Annotated in this window: 14 protein-coding genes; 4 read left to right on the forward strand and 10 right to left on the reverse strand. The window is 66.5% G+C overall.

Going from position 1 to position 13,557, the window contains the following annotated elements; translation table 11 throughout:
• Nucleotides 1-70: 70 nt before the first annotated feature.
• Nucleotides 71-715, reverse strand: a complete 645-nt coding sequence (pyrE, locus tag ACFOLG_RS05750; protein WP_386089470.1) for an orotate phosphoribosyltransferase — start codon at nucleotides 713-715, stop codon at nucleotides 71-73.
• A 70-nt stretch (nucleotides 716-785) separates the two neighbouring features.
• On the opposite strand from pyrE, the gene ACFOLG_RS05755 reads away from it, so the two are divergent.
• Together ACFOLG_RS05755 and ACFOLG_RS05760 are read left to right on the forward strand one after the other, a co-directional pair.
• Nucleotides 786-1,559, forward strand: a complete 774-nt coding sequence (locus tag ACFOLG_RS05755; protein ID WP_386089473.1) for an exodeoxyribonuclease III — start codon at nucleotides 786-788, stop codon at nucleotides 1,557-1,559.
• Nucleotides 1,559-2,155 carry an alpha/beta hydrolase gene (locus tag ACFOLG_RS05760; protein ID WP_386089476.1) on the forward strand — a complete coding sequence of 199 codons (597 nt, stop codon included), beginning with the start codon at nucleotides 1,559-1,561 and terminating at the stop codon, nucleotides 2,153-2,155. The genes ACFOLG_RS05755 and ACFOLG_RS05760 overlap by 1 nt, the downstream gene beginning before the upstream one ends.
• A gap of 162 nt (nucleotides 2,156-2,317) precedes the next feature.
• Here ACFOLG_RS05760 and ACFOLG_RS05765 read toward each other — a convergent pair whose 3' ends face one another.
• The 3 genes from ACFOLG_RS05765 to hemF form a co-directional block, all read right to left on the reverse strand.
• A complete protein-coding gene (locus ACFOLG_RS05765; RefSeq protein ID WP_386089479.1) occupies nucleotides 2,318-3,166 on the reverse strand; it encodes a sulfurtransferase in 849 nt (282 codons plus the stop codon).
• Between the two features lie 274 nt (nucleotides 3,167-3,440).
• Nucleotides 3,441-3,839, reverse strand: a complete 399-nt coding sequence (locus tag ACFOLG_RS05770; RefSeq protein ID WP_386089481.1) for an HIT family protein — start codon at nucleotides 3,837-3,839, stop codon at nucleotides 3,441-3,443.
• 27 nt (nucleotides 3,840-3,866) lie between these two features.
• Nucleotides 3,867-4,775 carry an oxygen-dependent coproporphyrinogen oxidase gene (gene hemF, locus ACFOLG_RS05775; RefSeq protein ID WP_386089483.1) on the reverse strand — a complete coding sequence of 303 codons (909 nt, stop codon included), beginning with the start codon at nucleotides 4,773-4,775 and terminating at the stop codon, nucleotides 3,867-3,869.
• A gap of 94 nt (nucleotides 4,776-4,869) precedes the next feature.
• Between hemF and ACFOLG_RS05780 the strand changes: the two genes are divergently transcribed.
• Complete coding sequence (locus ACFOLG_RS05780) at nucleotides 4,870-5,490, forward strand: glutathione S-transferase N-terminal domain-containing protein (protein ID WP_386089485.1); 621 nt, start codon at nucleotides 4,870-4,872, stop codon at nucleotides 5,488-5,490.
• 211 nt (nucleotides 5,491-5,701) lie between these two features.
• On the opposite strand, the gene ACFOLG_RS05785 is transcribed toward ACFOLG_RS05780, so the two are convergent.
• From ACFOLG_RS05785 to ACFOLG_RS05810, 6 genes are all read right to left on the reverse strand, one after another.
• Entirely contained in the window at nucleotides 5,702-6,292 is a 591-nt protein-coding gene (locus ACFOLG_RS05785; protein WP_386089489.1) for a porin family protein, read from the reverse strand.
• A 146-nt stretch (nucleotides 6,293-6,438) separates the two neighbouring features.
• Nucleotides 6,439-7,767: an ATP-binding protein gene (locus ACFOLG_RS05790; protein WP_386089492.1), complete on the reverse strand. Its 1,329-nt coding sequence runs from the start codon at nucleotides 7,765-7,767 to the stop codon at nucleotides 6,439-6,441.
• A complete protein-coding gene (locus ACFOLG_RS05795) occupies nucleotides 7,764-8,462 on the reverse strand; it encodes a winged helix-turn-helix domain-containing protein (RefSeq protein WP_386089494.1) in 699 nt (232 codons plus the stop codon). The genes ACFOLG_RS05790 and ACFOLG_RS05795 overlap by 4 nt, the downstream gene beginning before the upstream one ends.
• Nucleotides 8,463-8,582: 120 nt before the next feature.
• Nucleotides 8,583-9,521 carry a homoserine kinase gene (locus ACFOLG_RS05800; protein ID WP_386089496.1) on the reverse strand — a complete coding sequence of 313 codons (939 nt, stop codon included), beginning with the start codon at nucleotides 9,519-9,521 and terminating at the stop codon, nucleotides 8,583-8,585.
• A gap of 8 nt (nucleotides 9,522-9,529) precedes the next feature.
• The gene (locus ACFOLG_RS05805) at nucleotides 9,530-9,814 is read right to left on the reverse strand and encodes a DUF2782 domain-containing protein (RefSeq protein ID WP_386089498.1); all 285 of its coding nucleotides are present in this window, start codon (nucleotides 9,812-9,814) and stop codon (nucleotides 9,530-9,532) included.
• A gap of 118 nt (nucleotides 9,815-9,932) precedes the next feature.
• A complete protein-coding gene (locus tag ACFOLG_RS05810; RefSeq protein WP_386089500.1) occupies nucleotides 9,933-10,661 on the reverse strand; it encodes an LOG family protein in 729 nt (242 codons plus the stop codon).
• Nucleotides 10,662-10,674: 13 nt separating this feature from the next.
• Here ACFOLG_RS05810 and polA point away from each other — a divergent pair, with 13 nt between their 5' ends.
• Complete coding sequence (gene polA / locus ACFOLG_RS05815) at nucleotides 10,675-13,485, forward strand: DNA polymerase I (RefSeq protein ID WP_386089503.1); 2,811 nt, start codon at nucleotides 10,675-10,677, stop codon at nucleotides 13,483-13,485.
• Nucleotides 13,486-13,557 lie beyond the last annotated feature (72 nt).

Genomic DNA, 13,557 nt, shown 5'->3' on the forward strand with positions numbered 1-13,557 from the left:
GCATGCCCCGGTTTTGTTTGTGCCGGCGTTGCCGGCGCTGTCAGTACTTACGCCGGAGCGCTGCTGACGCTCAGCCTTGCACGCCGTACTGTGCGCGGTAGGCGCTTACCGCCTCCAGGTTGGCCGCAAGCTCCGGGCTGCCGGCGAGAAAACCCAGCAGGTCGTTCAGGTTGGCGATGGCCACCACCGGCAGATTGTAGTCGCGGGCCACTTCCTGTACCGCGGACAATTCGCCGGTGCCGCGCTCCATGCGGTCCAGCGCGATGGCCACGCCGGCCGGCTCGGCGCCGGCGGCGCGGATCAGCTGTACCGACTCGCGCACCGAGGTGCCGGCGGAGATCACGTCGTCAATGATCAGCACCTTACCCTTGAGCGGCGCGCCCACCAGAGTGCCGCCTTCGCCGTGGTCCTTGGCTTCCTTGCGGTTGTAGGCGAACGGCACGTTGCGGCCCTGCTCGGCCAGCGCCATCGAGGCGGCGGCGGCCAGGATGATGCCCTTGTAGGCCGGGCCGAAGATCATGTCGAAGCCGATGCCGCTGGCGCTGATGGATTGTGCGTAGAAGCGCGACAGCTGCAGCACGCTGTCGCCGTCATAGAACAGGCCGGCGTTGAAGAAATAGGGCGAGGCCCGTCCTGCCTTGGTGACAAACTCGCCGAAGCGCAACACCTGCTTGTCCAGCGCAAAACGAATAAAATCCTGACGGAAGTCGCTCATTACAAACCCTCTTTCACTAACTCTTTGACATGGCTAAAAAATCGCCGGCAAGGATACCACGGGAGACCCTATGCTTCGAATCGTTTCGGCCAACCTCAACGGCATCCGCTCGGCGGACAAGAAAGGTTTCTTCGACTGGCTGGCAGGCCACAACGCCGATTTCGTCTGCGTACAGGAGCTGAAGGCGCAGGCCGGCGACCTGTCCGAGCGCATGCGCGCGCCGGACGGCTACAGCGGCTATTTCCACTACGCCGAGAAGAAGGGTTACAGCGGCGTGGGCATCTACAGCCGCCACCAGCCGGACGCGGTGGTGGAAGGCCTGGGCGTGGACTGGATCGACGCCGAGGGCCGCTACCTGCAGCTGGATTTCGGCAACTTGTCGGTGGTGTCGCTGTACCTGCCGTCCGGCTCCAGCAGCGATGAGCGCCAGCAGGTGAAATTCCAGTTTCTGGACGTGTTCATGCCGCACCTGGACAGCCTGCGCGAAAGTGGGCGCGATGTGGTGATCTGCGGCGACTGGAACATCGCCCACAACGAGATCGACCTCAAGAACTGGAAGGGCAACCTGAAGAATTCCGGCTTCCTGCCGGAAGAGCGCGCCTGGATGACCGACCTGCTGTCGCGCGGCTGGAGCGACACCTGGCGTCGGTTGTACCCGGAGCAGCCGGGCTACAGCTGGTGGAGCAACCGCGGCCAGGCCTACGCCAAGGACGTGGGTTGGCGTATCGACTACCACATCGTATCGCCGGGCATGATGGATAGCGCGCGCGCCGCCAGTGTGTACAAGGACGAGAAATTCTCCGACCACGCGCCGCTGACGGTGGACTACGAGCGGAGCCTGTGATGTGGGACGACGATGACGTGTTCCTGGTGACGGTGCCGGGCTGGGGCGATTCCGGCCCGCAGCACTGGCAGAGCCATTGGGAGCGGCTATATCCGCTTTCGCGCCGCGTGGAGCAGGACGACTGGCTGTACCCGACGCGCAGCGAATGGGTGGCGCGGCTGGCGGCCACGGTGGACGACTGCGCCGGCAAGGTGGTGCTGGCGGCGCACAGCCTGGGCTGCCACACCGTGGTGGCGTGGCTGGCGCAGGCCAGCCTTCCGCAGCAAAGCAAGGTGCAGGGCGTGCTGCTGGTGGCACCGCCGGCGTTGCCGATCACTCCCGCGCGGGCGCTGGCCAGCGGCGAACTGCCGGCCGGCGCGGCCGTGCCGGATTTCGCCGGCTTCGAGGCGCCGCTGGCGCTGCGCCTGCCGCTGCCGGCGCGGCTGGTGGCTAGCCGTGATGACCTGTTCTGCAGCTGGGCCGAGGCCGAGGCGCTGGCGCAGGGCTGGGGCGTGCCGCTGCTGGATGCCGGCAACGCCGGCCACATGGGCAGCCACAGCGGGCTGGGCGACTGGCAAGCGGGGCAGAGACTGCTGCAGCAGTTGATGCTGGGCTGAGCCGCGCGCACCGGCGACGGTAAAAAAGGTTGGCCGCAGCATGCTGCGGCCAACCTTTTTGTCTTGCTGCGCTGGCCGCATGGCAGCCGGCACGGTGGTAACACTCGCCGCCGCGCGGCGATGGACCCATGGTCGGCGGCATGGCTATCCGTCGGGCGGTTGTTACGCGCCGGTGGCTACCGGGCGGCTGGCATCGCTGCACCATTCGCTCCACGAGCCGGGGTACAGGCGGCTGCCGGCGAGGCCGGAGTGTTCCAGTGCCAGCTTGTTGTGGCAGGCGGTGACGCCGCTGCCGCAGTACAGCACCACCTCGTCGGCCGGGGTGTCGCCCAGCACCGCCTGCCATTCTGCGGCCAGCGTTGCTGCCGGTTTGAAGCGGCCGTCCTGCAGATTGAGCTGGAAGAAGCGGTTGCGCGCGCCGGGAATGTGGCCGCCTACCGGGTCCAGCGTTTCGTTCTGGCCGGCAAAGCGGTCCGGGGCACGGGCATCCACCAGCTGCAAGGCCGGCTTGGCCTGGTTGGCAAGGTTGGCCGCAATGGCGTCGGCGTCCACTGTTTCTTCCAGTGGCGCACGCATCACGAAGCGGGTGCTGCGCTTTTCCGGTGCTTCGCTGCTGACGGCGCCGCCAGCGGCCTGCCAGGCCTGGAAGCCGCCATCCAGCACCGCTACCGCTTCGTGCCCCAGCCAGCGCAGCAGCCACCAGGCACGGGCGGCGTACATGCCACCAGCGTCGTCGTAGGCGACTACCTGGGTGTCCGGGCCGATGCCCAGCGCGCCGAAGTTGACGGCCAGACGCTGGCCGTCCGGCAGCGGGTGGCGGCCGTTGCTGCCGTTCTTGGCGCCGGACAGGTGGTAGTCCAGGTGCAGGTAGTGCGCTTCCGGCAGGTGGCCGGCTTCGTACACCGTGGGGCCGTAGGCCGGATCGGCCAGCTGGAAGCGGCAATCGAGGATCACCAGTTCTGCCGGGTCAAGGGCCTGCAACTGCTGGGCCGAGATAAGGGTGCGGTACATGACGTTTCTCCTGTCTGCGCTGCGGGCACCTTGCGAAGCCAGCCGGTGGCCGGCTTCGCAAGGCGTCCTGATCGCTGGGCGAGAAGCGCCCGCTTTCGTCGCGATACTGCATTGCTCGCGAAAAATCCCTCCTTACATATCGACGCATATGCCGCGTCGGGATTTTTCGCTCGCGCCTTGTCTCGCTTAGAAACCGGTGCTTTCGCGGCCCAGCCATGATGGTCTGGCGTTGTTTGAAATTTTAAACGTTTTTCCACCTTAGCATGCCGCGGCCTCAGCCGGCCAGCGCCGCGCGCAGCCGTGCGGCCAACTGTGGCAGGCCGTGCGCCACGCCATCGCGCTGCGCCGCGCCCCACAGCGGATTGGGAAAGTGCTTGTCGTCGGCGAAGCGCGGGATCACGTGCCAGTGCAGGTGCGGCACCATATTGCCGAAGCTGGCGAGGTTGATCTTGTCCGGGTTCAGTACATCGCGCAGCGCCTGCTCGGTGCGCAGCACCCAGTCCAGCACATGGGCGCGGTCGACAGCGGGCAGGTCGGTCATTTCCTTGACGTGCGCCTGCCAGATCACGCGGCAGAATGCCGGGTAGTCGGCATCGGCCACCAGGATCACCCGCAGTTTGTCGTCACGGTAGAGAATCTCGCCCCCGTCCTGCTGGCACAGTTCGCATTGCATATCATGTCTCCTAGGTTGGCCGCAGGCTCACAGCCAGTCGCGCGGCGGCAGGAAGTCGCTGTACAGCGCCGCTTCCGGGCTGCCGGCTTGCGGCTGATAGCCGTATTCCCAGCGCACCAGCGGCGGCATCGACATCAGGATGGATTCGGTTCGGCCGCCGGTCTGCAGGCCGAACAGCGTGCCGCGGTCCCACACCAGGTTGAATTCCACGTAGCGGCCGCGGCGATAGAGCTGGAACTGGCGCTCGCGCTCGCCCCACGGCGTGGCCTTGCGGCGTTCGACGATGGGCAGGTAGGCGTCGAGGTAGCCGTTGCCCACTGCCTGCATGAAGGCGAAGCTGGTGTCGAAATCCGGCTGGTTAAGGTCGTCGAAGAACAGCCCGCCCACGCCGCGTGCCTCGCCGCGGTGTTTAAGATAAAAGTACTCGTCGCACCACTTTTTATATTTCGGGTAGGTGTCGGCACCGAACGGCGCGCACAGCTCGCGCGCCACCGTATGCCAGTGCACCACGTCTTCCACGTTGCCGTAGTAGGGGGTGAGGTCGAAGCCGCCGCCGAACCACCACACTGGCGCCTCGCCGTCTTTCTCGGCAATGAAGAAGCGCACATTGGCGTGGCTGGTCGGTACGTAGGGGTTTTCCGGGTGGATCACCAGCGACACGCCCATGGCTTCGAAGTGGCGGCCGGCCAGTTCCGGGCGGTGTGCGGTGGCGCTGGCCGGCAGCGCGTCGCCGGTCACATGCGAGAAGTTCACCCCGGCCTGCTCGAACACCGCGCCGCCGGTGAGCACGCGGCTGATGCCGCCGCCGCCAGTCGGGCGCTGCCAGCTGTCTTCGCGGAAGCGGGCAGACCCGTCGGCGGCTTCCAGCCCGGCGCAGATGCGCTGCTGCAGCGCCAGCAGGAAGGTTTTGACTTGGTTGGCGTGCGGGTGGCTCATTCACGTATCCTGCATTTTTTTGCTGATAGCCGATTGTAACCGGTTCGCCCGCGTCGGCACGCATTGCCGGCGCGCGCGGCCAAGGAGCCTGAGCATGATCGATCTGTATACCTGGGGCACGCCCAATGGCAAGAAAATCTCCATCGCGCTGGAGGAACTGGGCCTGGCGTACCGGGTGATTCCGGTGAACATTGGCCAGAACGAGCAGTTCGCGCCGGACTTCCTCAACATCAGCCCCAACAACAAGATTCCGGCCATCGTCGATCACGACGGCCCGGGCGCTGCGCCGCTGGCGCTGTTCGAATCCGGCGCGATTCTGGTTTATCTGGCGGAGAAATGTGGCCAACTATTGCCGCCGGCCGGTGTCGAGCGCTACCAGACGCTGCAGTGGCTGATGTTCCAGATGGGTGGCTTCGGGCCGATGCTGGGGCAGGCGCATCACTTCCTGCGCTACGCGCCGGAGCCGGTGCCGTATGCGCAGAAGCGTTACCACGACGAGACGCTGCGCCTGTACGGCGTGCTGGATCGCCAGCTGGCGACGCAGCACTACGTGGCCGGCGCGCACTACAGCATCGCCGATATCGCCATCTACCCGTGGGTGGCGCGGCACGAGTGGCATCACGTCGAGCTGGCCGCCTTCCCGCAGGTGGCGCGCTGGTATGCCGAGCTGGGTGCGCGCCCGGCGGTGCAACGCGGCATGGCGGTGCCGGGCTGAAGCTGGGCGGAGCGGGCGTCGCGTCGCGCGAACCGGGTGCGGCCAACTTGCGCGTTAGCTGCAAGGTTGGCCGCAAGCAGCGCCGGCTGCTGCCGGTCGCGTGCAAAAAAATGCCCGTCCGGCGGGACGGGCCAAGCAACGCACTTCAACACACTTCAAAACAAAACGCTGCCCGTCTCCGGGGAGGGGCCAGGCAGGCGAGGGAGAGGGTTTAGAACAGGTAGCTGACACCCACCTTCAGCGCGGCGGCCGGTGCGGTATCGGTGATGTCCTTGTGTTCGATATTGCCGATGCCTTCATATTCGGCACGCAGGCTGACCTGCTTGTTCAGCTTGTAGGCGGCGCCCACCCCCAGGCCCAGGCCCACGGAGTTGTCCTTGCTGCTTTCCAGCGCGGCATTGCTGCTGGTGAATTTGCTGCGGATGTAGTTGGCGGACACCTTGCCGTACACCTCGAACTGGTCGTTCACAGGAATGATGCCAAGTGCAGCTGCACGAAAGGTGTCGTAGTCGAGCTTGCCGGCGCCGTTCAGCGCGATGCCGTCGCCCTGGCGCAGGTAGCTGCCTTCCACCGCGAAGTTGTCATTGATGCGCTTGCCGACACCCAGTTCCACCAGGCCTTCGCTGGCGTCGTCGTCGCCCACTTTGGTGCTGCTGACCCCGGCGCGGCTGGCGGCGCCGTCTTTCAGCGTCCACTGGTTGCTGGAGGCGCCCAGGTTACCGAACACGTAGTTGCCGGTATCGGCGGCGTAGGCGCTGCTGCCGGCAGCGATCAGGACGGAAGCGATAAGCAGTTTTTTCATGAGGCACTCCTTGTTGAGTCATCAGTGAACTAAGTTGATGAACCCATTGTGCTAGGCGTGCCGGGGCAACACTATGTCGCTTGCGTGGGCGGAATGTGGCGGCGGGATGGCGCTGTGTGACGCTGTGTGACAGCGGCGCTGTCGGGCTAGGCGGCCGGCGGCTGCTGCGGCAGCTGCAGCGACATGCGGGCGCCGCGCAGGCGGTCGGCGACGCCGGCGCGCGCCTCGCCGCCGTGGTGCAGGGCGATCAGGCGCACGAAGGACAGCCCCAGGCCGTGGCCGCCGGTGGCGCGGTCGCGCGAGCGGTCCAGGCGCTGGAACGGCTCGAACACCCGCTCGCGCTCGGCGGCCGGAATGCCCGGGCCGTCGTCGTCGACGTCGATGTGCAGCTGGCCGGCGGCCAGCCACACCTGCATGTGCACCTGGCCGCTGGCGTACTTGAAGGCGTTCAGCAGCAGGTTGCGGGTGGCGACGTACATCAGCTTGCGGTCGAAGGTGGCGCTGCCGGCCACGCAGTCCAGCGCCAGGCTGATATGGCCGGGTTTCAGCGGGTGCAGCAGCTGCACCAGATCCTCGAACCACTCGATCAGGTCGATGGTTTCGTACTGCAGCGCCACCTCGCCGCGATCTAGCCGCGCGTAGCTGAGGCTGATGTTCAGCAGCTCGTCCAGCTCGGTGAGGTCGCGCTCCATGCCCTCGCGGAACTGGCCGCGCTCCTGCTCGTCCTCGGCCTCGTCCAGCATGGTGAGGCCGAAGCGCAGCCGCGCTACCGGCGTGCGCAACTCGTGCGCCACCGCGTGCGCCAGCGCCTGGCGGGTTTCCATCAGCCGCTCCAGCCGGGCGGCCATGTCGTTGATCAGCTCGGCCAGCGGGCCGAACAGCGGGCTCTTGAGGTTGGCCGCACGCGCCGACAGGTCGCCCTCGGCCAGCAGGGTGGCGGTGTGGCGCAGCGATTTGAGCGCCTGCCAGTGCGGGCGCAGGTTGAAATAGATCAGCAGCGCCATCGGCACGCCGAAAAAGCCGAACCACAGCAGGAACAGGCCGCTTTCGCTTTGCAGCCAGCCCTGGCTGTCCGGATCGTCCAGCGGCCCCAGCATCAGCACCTGGCGGCTGCCCGGCAGCGGTGCGTACAGCAGCTTGTGCTCTATATCCAGCCAGTTGTTGCCGCTGGCCAGCCAGGCGCGAGCATCGTCGCTGAGGCCGGCCGGGGCGGCGGGCAGCAGCTGCAGCGGGTAGGCGAACAGCTCGCTGATGGCGGTCAGCTCGCGCGGGCGCTGCTCCGGCGGCTGGGTCAGCAGCGCGCGCTGGATCATGCGCACCGGGCCGGCCATCTGCTGCTCGATGCGGTCGCGCTCGGCGCCGGAGGTGAGCAGGATCAGCAGGCCGACAAAGCCCAGCAGCAGCACGAATTGCACCACCATGGTCTGCACGAAGTAGCGTGCGAACAGTGCGGCCAACCCGGGCAGCGGTTTCACTCCCAGTCGCTCCGCGAGAACAAATAGCCCTTGCCGCGCACGGTCTTGATGCGGGTGGGGGTGTCCGGGTTGTCGCCCAGCTTCTTGCGCAGCCGCGAGATGCGCGCGTCGATGGAACGATCCAGACCGTCGAAGCCGATGCCGCGCAGGTCGTTCATGATGTCGTCGCGCGACAGGATCTCGCCGGCATGGCTGGCCAGCAGCCACAGCAGGTCGAATTCGGCGGTGGTCAGCTCCATCGGCTCGCCGCCCAGCGTGGCCTCGCGCGTGGCCTGGCTGATGCTGAACTGGCCGAAGTGCAGGCTGCCGTCGGCCGCCGGTGCTGCGTCGTTCTCGCTGCGGCGCAGCAGCGCGCGGATGCGTGCCAGCAGCCGGCGCGGCTCCACCGGCTTGGCCAGGTAGTCGTCGGCGCCCAGCTCCAGGCCGAGGATCTCGTCGATCTCCTCGTCGCGCGCGGTCATCATCAGGATGCGGCCGTGGTAGCGCGGGCGGATGTCGCGGCATACCTCGAAGCCGTCCTTGCCCGGCAGCATCACGTCGAGGATCACCAGCTCGGGGCTGGCCGCCAGGATGGCGTCGCCGGCGGTGTCGCCACGCGGGTGGTGCTCGACTTCATAGCCATGCTTGGCCAGGTACTGCATGACCAGATCGGCCAGGCGCTGGTCGTCTTCGACCAGCATCAGTCGGGTAGACATGAGACTCTCCGGTGGGTAGCTGTCATCGTCGGCTTTATACCGCAGACGGGGCAGACGAAACAGCCCGCGTTGCGGCGGGCTGTCGGTCGGGCTGCATGGCGGGGCGGCCGCGGCCGGCGCTTACAGCCAGAATTGCTGGCGCTGACGGTGCGCCTGCAGCAGGCGGCCGAACACGCCCGGGTCCTTGGTGAAGGTCAGCTCGCCGCTGGCCGGACGGTAGAAGTCCAGCAGCCGCGAGGTCCAGAAGCGGATGGCGGCGGCGCGCAGCATCAGCGGCCAGGCCTCGATCTCGGCGGCGGTCAGCGGTCGCACCGCCTGGTAGCCGGCCAGGAGTGCCGTGGCCAGCGCGTCGTCGATGCTGCCGTCGTCCAGCCGTGCCCAGTCGTTCAGCGCGATGGCCACGTCGTACAGCAGGATGTCGTTGCAGGCGTAGTAGAAGTCGATGAAGCCGGCGATCTTGTCGCCGTCCATCAGCACGTTGTCCTTGAACAGGTCGGCATGCACCACGCCATGCGGCAGATCGTCGAAGCGGTGGCTGGCCTGCACGGCGATTTCGTCGCGCAGCAGAGCGGCTTCGTCGGCCGGCATGTGCCGGTACAGCTCGGCGGCGGTGCGGTGCCACCACGCCGGGCCGCGCGGGTTGGCCATGCGCAGCGGGAAGGTGTTACCGGCCAGGTGCATCTGCGCCAGCATCTCGCCCACCGCAAAGCACTGCGCCGCGTTGGCCTGGCTGACATCCTGGCCGGACAGGCAGCTCACCAGGCAGGCCGGCTTGCCGGCCAGCAGCGAGGCAAAGCTGTCGGTGTGGTCGGCGATCGGCGCCGGGCAGGCCACGCCGTGGCGCGACAGGTGGCTCTTCAGCTTGAGGAAGTACGGCACTTCTTCCAGCGTCAGCACCTCGAACAGCGTCAGCACGTAGCGGCCATGGGTGGTGGTGACGAAGTAGTTGGTGTTGGTGACGCCGGCGGCGATGCCTTTCAGCTCGACCAGTTCGCCCAGGGCATAGCGCTGCAGCCAGGCGCGCATTTCGTCCTGGCTGACGGAGGTGTAAACGGACATGCGCGCTCCTAGAACGTCAGCAGCGGCCAGCTGGGCGTCAGCGTCGGACGCTGGGTGCTGCCGGTGTTCTGCTGCTTCAGGCCGTGGTCTTCATCCAGCAGCATGTAGCTGGGCGCGCCATCCGGGTTGATCTTGATCTGGTACACCTGGCCGTTGCGACGGTATTCCTCCACCGTGCTGCTGCCGTGGTCGGTGACTTGTCGTTCCGGCTCCACGCCGGCTGGCGCCGGGGCCGGCGCTGCGTGCGCCGCGAAGGTGGCCAGCAGCAGGCTGGCCAGCAAAATGCGTTGCATGAAGGTTTCCTTGTCCTGGATTCTGGATGGGGCGAACGGCTTGGCGGCCATTTCTGTAACCGTCGATTCTAGCATTGCCATGCCCGCCACAGGCGGCGGCCTGGGCCGCCGCTACTGCTTAGAGGTTCAGCAACTGTTCGCGTTCTTCCGGCAGTGCCTCGAAACCGCGGGTTTCGTAGAAACGGAAGATGGTTTCCACGATCTCCTGCGGCTCGTCGATCAGCTGCAGCAGGTTGATGTCCTCCGGGTTGATCATGCCTTCGCCGATCAGGCGGTTGCTCACCCACTCGAACAGCCCGCCCCAGAACGCGCGGCCGCACAGGATGATGGGCATCTTGCGGCTCTTGCCGGTCTGGATCAGCGTCAGCGCCTCGAACATTTCATCCAGGGTGCCGAAGCCGCCGGGCATCACCACGTAGGCCAGCGCGTGCTTGACGAACATCACCTTGCGGCTGAAGAAGTGGTCGAACTTCAGGCTCAGATCCTGGTATTCGTTGGGGCGCTGCTCGTGCGGCAGCACGATGTTGAGCCCCACCGACGGGCTCTTGCCGTAGAAGGCGCCCTTGTTGGCCGCCTCCATGATGCCGGGGCCACCGCCAGAGATCACGGCGAAGCCGGCGTCGGAAAGCAGGCGGGCGATGTGTTCGGTCTGCTTATAATACGGATGGTCGCGAGGGGTGCGGGCGCTGCCGAAGATGCTGACGGCCGGGGTGACCTGCTGCAGCTCCTCTGCCGACTCCACGAATTCGGACAGGATTTTCATCACGTGCCAGGCTTCGCGGGCCCGGAAACGTTGCATCATCGCGTAGCGGTCGCTGGTTTGCGGCAATTTATCGGACAAGCTCATTTTTATCGCCTTTATGAAAACGTTGTTATTGATTGACGGCTCTTCTTATCTGTACCGCGCCTTTCACGCGATGCCCGACTTGCGTTCTCCGCAGGGCGAGCCGACCGGGGCGATCTACGGCATGGTGAACATGCTGGCCAGGCTGCGCAAGGAAGTACAGTTCGATTATAGCGCCTGCATATTCGACGCCAAAGGCAAGACCTTCCGCGACGATCTGTACCCGGAATACAAGGCCAACCGGCCTTCCATGCCTACCGACCTGGCGGCGCAGATCGCCACCGTGCACGAGGTGGTGCGCGCCAGCGGCTGGCCGCTGCTGATGGTGGACGGGGTGGAGGCCGATGACGTGATCGGCACCCTGGCGCGCCAGGGCGCTGCCGCCGGCATGCAGGTGATCATCTCCACCGGCGACAAGGACATGGCGCAGCTGGTGACGCCGCAGGTATCGCTGGTCAACACCATGACCAATGAAAACCTGGACGAAGCCGGGGTGAAGGAAAAATTCGGCGTGGCGCCGGACCGCATCATCGACTACCTGACGCTGATCGGCGACAAGGTGGACAACGTGCCTGGCGTCGACAAGTGCGGCCCCAAGACCGCGGTGAAATGGCTGGAGGAATACGACAGCCTGGACGGGGTGATCGCCCATGCGGCCAACGTTGGCGGCAAGGTGGGCGACAACCTGCGCGCGGCGCTGGACTGGCTGCCGCGCGGCCGCGAGCTGATCACCATCAAGTGCGATGTGGCGCTGGATGCCGAGCTGCCGGCCGGCATGGAAAGCCTGCGGCACGGCGAGCGCCAGCTGCCGCGGCTGGCGGAGCTGTTCAGCGCCTGCGGCTTCCGCACTTTCCTGCGCGAAGTGCAGCAGGCGCAGGGTGGTGGTGCTGACGAGGCGGACAGTGCGCCAGCCCCGGCGCAGCCGGCTGCCGGCGCCACTGCCGACCTGTTCGGTGCAGAGCCTGCGACCAGCGTGGCCGTTCCGGCGGCAACGGCCTCCGCCATTGCTGCCGCACCGCTGGAACGCCACTACGAGACCATTGTCAGTGAGGCGCAGCTGGAGGACTGGCTGCACAGGTTGGCCGCAGCCGACATCGTGTCGGTCGATACCGAAACCACCAGTCTGGACCCGCTGCAGGCGCAGATCGTCGGCCTGAGCTTCGCCATCGAGCCGGGCCACGCCGCCTACCTGCCGCTGGCGCACCGCGGTCCGGATGCGCCGCAGCAGCTGGAGCGTGACGCCACCCTGGCGCGGCTCAAGCCGTGGCTGGAGGATGCTGGCAAGAAGAAGCTGGGGCAGAACCTGAAGTACGACCGCCACGTGCTGGCCAATCACGGCATCACCCTGCGCGGCGTGGCCGACGACACCCTGCTGGCGTCCTACGTGATCGAAAGCCACCTGCGCCACAATATGGACGACCTGGCCAGCCGCCACCTGGGCGAAACCACCGTCAGCTACGAGGAGGTCTGCGGCAAGGGGGCCAAGCAGATCGGCTTCGACGAAGTGGCGGTAGACGTTGCGGCCAACTATGCGGCCGAGGATGCCGACATTACCCTGCGCCTGAACCGGCACTTCGCGCCGCTGCTGACCGGGCGGCTGCAGAGCGTGTACCGCGACATCGAGCTGCCGGTGGCCGAGGTGCTGTTCAAGATGGAGCGCAACGGCGTGCTGATCGATCGCGACATCCTGGCGGCGCAGAGCCACCAGCTGGGCAGCGAGATGTTGCGGCTGGAGCAGGAGTCCTACGCGCTGGCCGGGCAGCCGTTCAACCTCAATTCGCCCAAGCAGCTGCAGGAGATCCTGTTCGGCAAGCTGGGTATCCCCACCAAGGGGGTGAAGAAGACCGCCAGCGGCGGCTTCTCCACCGACGAGGAGGTGCTGGAAAAACTGGCGCTGGACTTCCCGCTGCCCAAGCTGATCCTGCAGTACCGCGGTCTGGCCAAGCTCAAGTCCACCTACACCGACAAGCTGCCGACGCTGATCAACCCGCACACCGGCCGCGTGCACACCAACTACGCGCAGGCGGTGGCGATTACCGGCCGCCTGGCCAGCAACGATCCCAACCTGCAGAACATCCCGGTGCGCACCGCCGAGGGCCGCCGCGTGCGCGAGGCGTTCGTGGCGCCGGCCGGGCAGCTGATCGTCAGCGCCGACTACTCGCAGATCGAGCTGCGCATCATGGCGCACCTGTCCGGTGATGCCGGCATGCTGGCCGCCTTCGCCAGCGGCGAGGACATCCACAAGGCCACCGCCGCCGAGGTGTTTGGCGTACCGCTGGCCGAGGTCAGCGTCGACCAGCGCCGCGCCGCCAAGGCCATCAACTTCGGCCTGATCTACGGCATGGGCAAGTACGGGCTGGCGTCGCAGCTGGGTATCAGCAACGATGCGGCGCAGCAGTACATCGATAGCTACTTCCGTAAGTATCCGGGCGTGGCCGACTACATGCAGCGCACCCGCGCCGATGCCGCCGAGCAGGGCTACGTGGAGACGGTGTTCGGTCGCCGGCTGTACCTGCCGGAAATCCGCGCCGCTAACCAGGCGCGCCGCGCCGGTGCCGAGCGCGCGGCGATCAATGCGCCGATGCAGGGCACCGCCGCCGACCTGATCAAGCTGGCGATGCTGGCGGTGCAGGGCTGGCTGGAGGCGGAGCAGCTGCACAGCAAGCTGATCATGCAGGTACACGATGAACTGGTGCTGCAGGTGACGGCGGACGAACTGGCGCAGGTGCGGGAAAAACTGCCGCAGCTGATGGCCGGGGTGGCGGCGCTGAAAGTGCCGCTGCTGGCGGAAGTGGGCGTCGGCCCCAGCTGGGAGGCGGCGCACTAGCGCAGCGCAGACGTCCGGCACCCTGCACATGCGGCCAACCTGTTATCCGGGTTGGCCGCATTTTTCGTGTTT

It is taken from the genome of Vogesella facilis (genome assembly GCF_042648525.1).
Classification (GTDB): Bacteria; Pseudomonadota; Gammaproteobacteria; order Burkholderiales; family Chromobacteriaceae; genus Vogesella; species Vogesella facilis.

Excerpts from the sequence above, each read along its gene's own strand:
- pyrE (WP_386089470.1), bottom strand. The coding sequence starts at position 715 with ATGAGCGACTTCCGTCAGGATTTTATTCGTTTTGCGCTGGACAAGCAG.
- ACFOLG_RS05755 (WP_386089473.1), top strand. The coding sequence starts at position 786 with ATGCTTCGAATCGTTTCGGCCAACCTCAACGGCATCCGCTCGGCGGAC.
- ACFOLG_RS05760 (WP_386089476.1), top strand. The coding sequence starts at position 1,559 with ATGTGGGACGACGATGACGTGTTCCTGGTGACGGTGCCGGGCTGGGGC.
- ACFOLG_RS05765 (WP_386089479.1), bottom strand. The coding sequence starts at position 3,166 with ATGTACCGCACCCTTATCTCGGCCCAGCAGTTGCAGGCCCTTGACCCG.
- ACFOLG_RS05770 (WP_386089481.1), bottom strand. The coding sequence starts at position 3,839 with ATGCAATGCGAACTGTGCCAGCAGGACGGGGGCGAGATTCTCTACCGT.
- hemF (WP_386089483.1), bottom strand. The coding sequence starts at position 4,775 with ATGAGCCACCCGCACGCCAACCAAGTCAAAACCTTCCTGCTGGCGCTG.
- ACFOLG_RS05780 (WP_386089485.1), top strand. The coding sequence starts at position 4,870 with ATGATCGATCTGTATACCTGGGGCACGCCCAATGGCAAGAAAATCTCC.
- ACFOLG_RS05785 (WP_386089489.1), bottom strand. The coding sequence starts at position 6,292 with ATGAAAAAACTGCTTATCGCTTCCGTCCTGATCGCTGCCGGCAGCAGC.
- ACFOLG_RS05795 (WP_386089494.1), bottom strand. The coding sequence starts at position 8,462 with ATGTCTACCCGACTGATGCTGGTCGAAGACGACCAGCGCCTGGCCGAT.
- ACFOLG_RS05800 (WP_386089496.1), bottom strand. The coding sequence starts at position 9,521 with ATGTCCGTTTACACCTCCGTCAGCCAGGACGAAATGCGCGCCTGGCTG.
- ACFOLG_RS05805 (WP_386089498.1), bottom strand. The coding sequence starts at position 9,814 with ATGCAACGCATTTTGCTGGCCAGCCTGCTGCTGGCCACCTTCGCGGCG.
- ACFOLG_RS05810 (WP_386089500.1), bottom strand. The coding sequence starts at position 10,661 with ATGAGCTTGTCCGATAAATTGCCGCAAACCAGCGACCGCTACGCGATG.
- polA (WP_386089503.1), top strand. The coding sequence starts at position 10,675 with ATGAAAACGTTGTTATTGATTGACGGCTCTTCTTATCTGTACCGCGCC.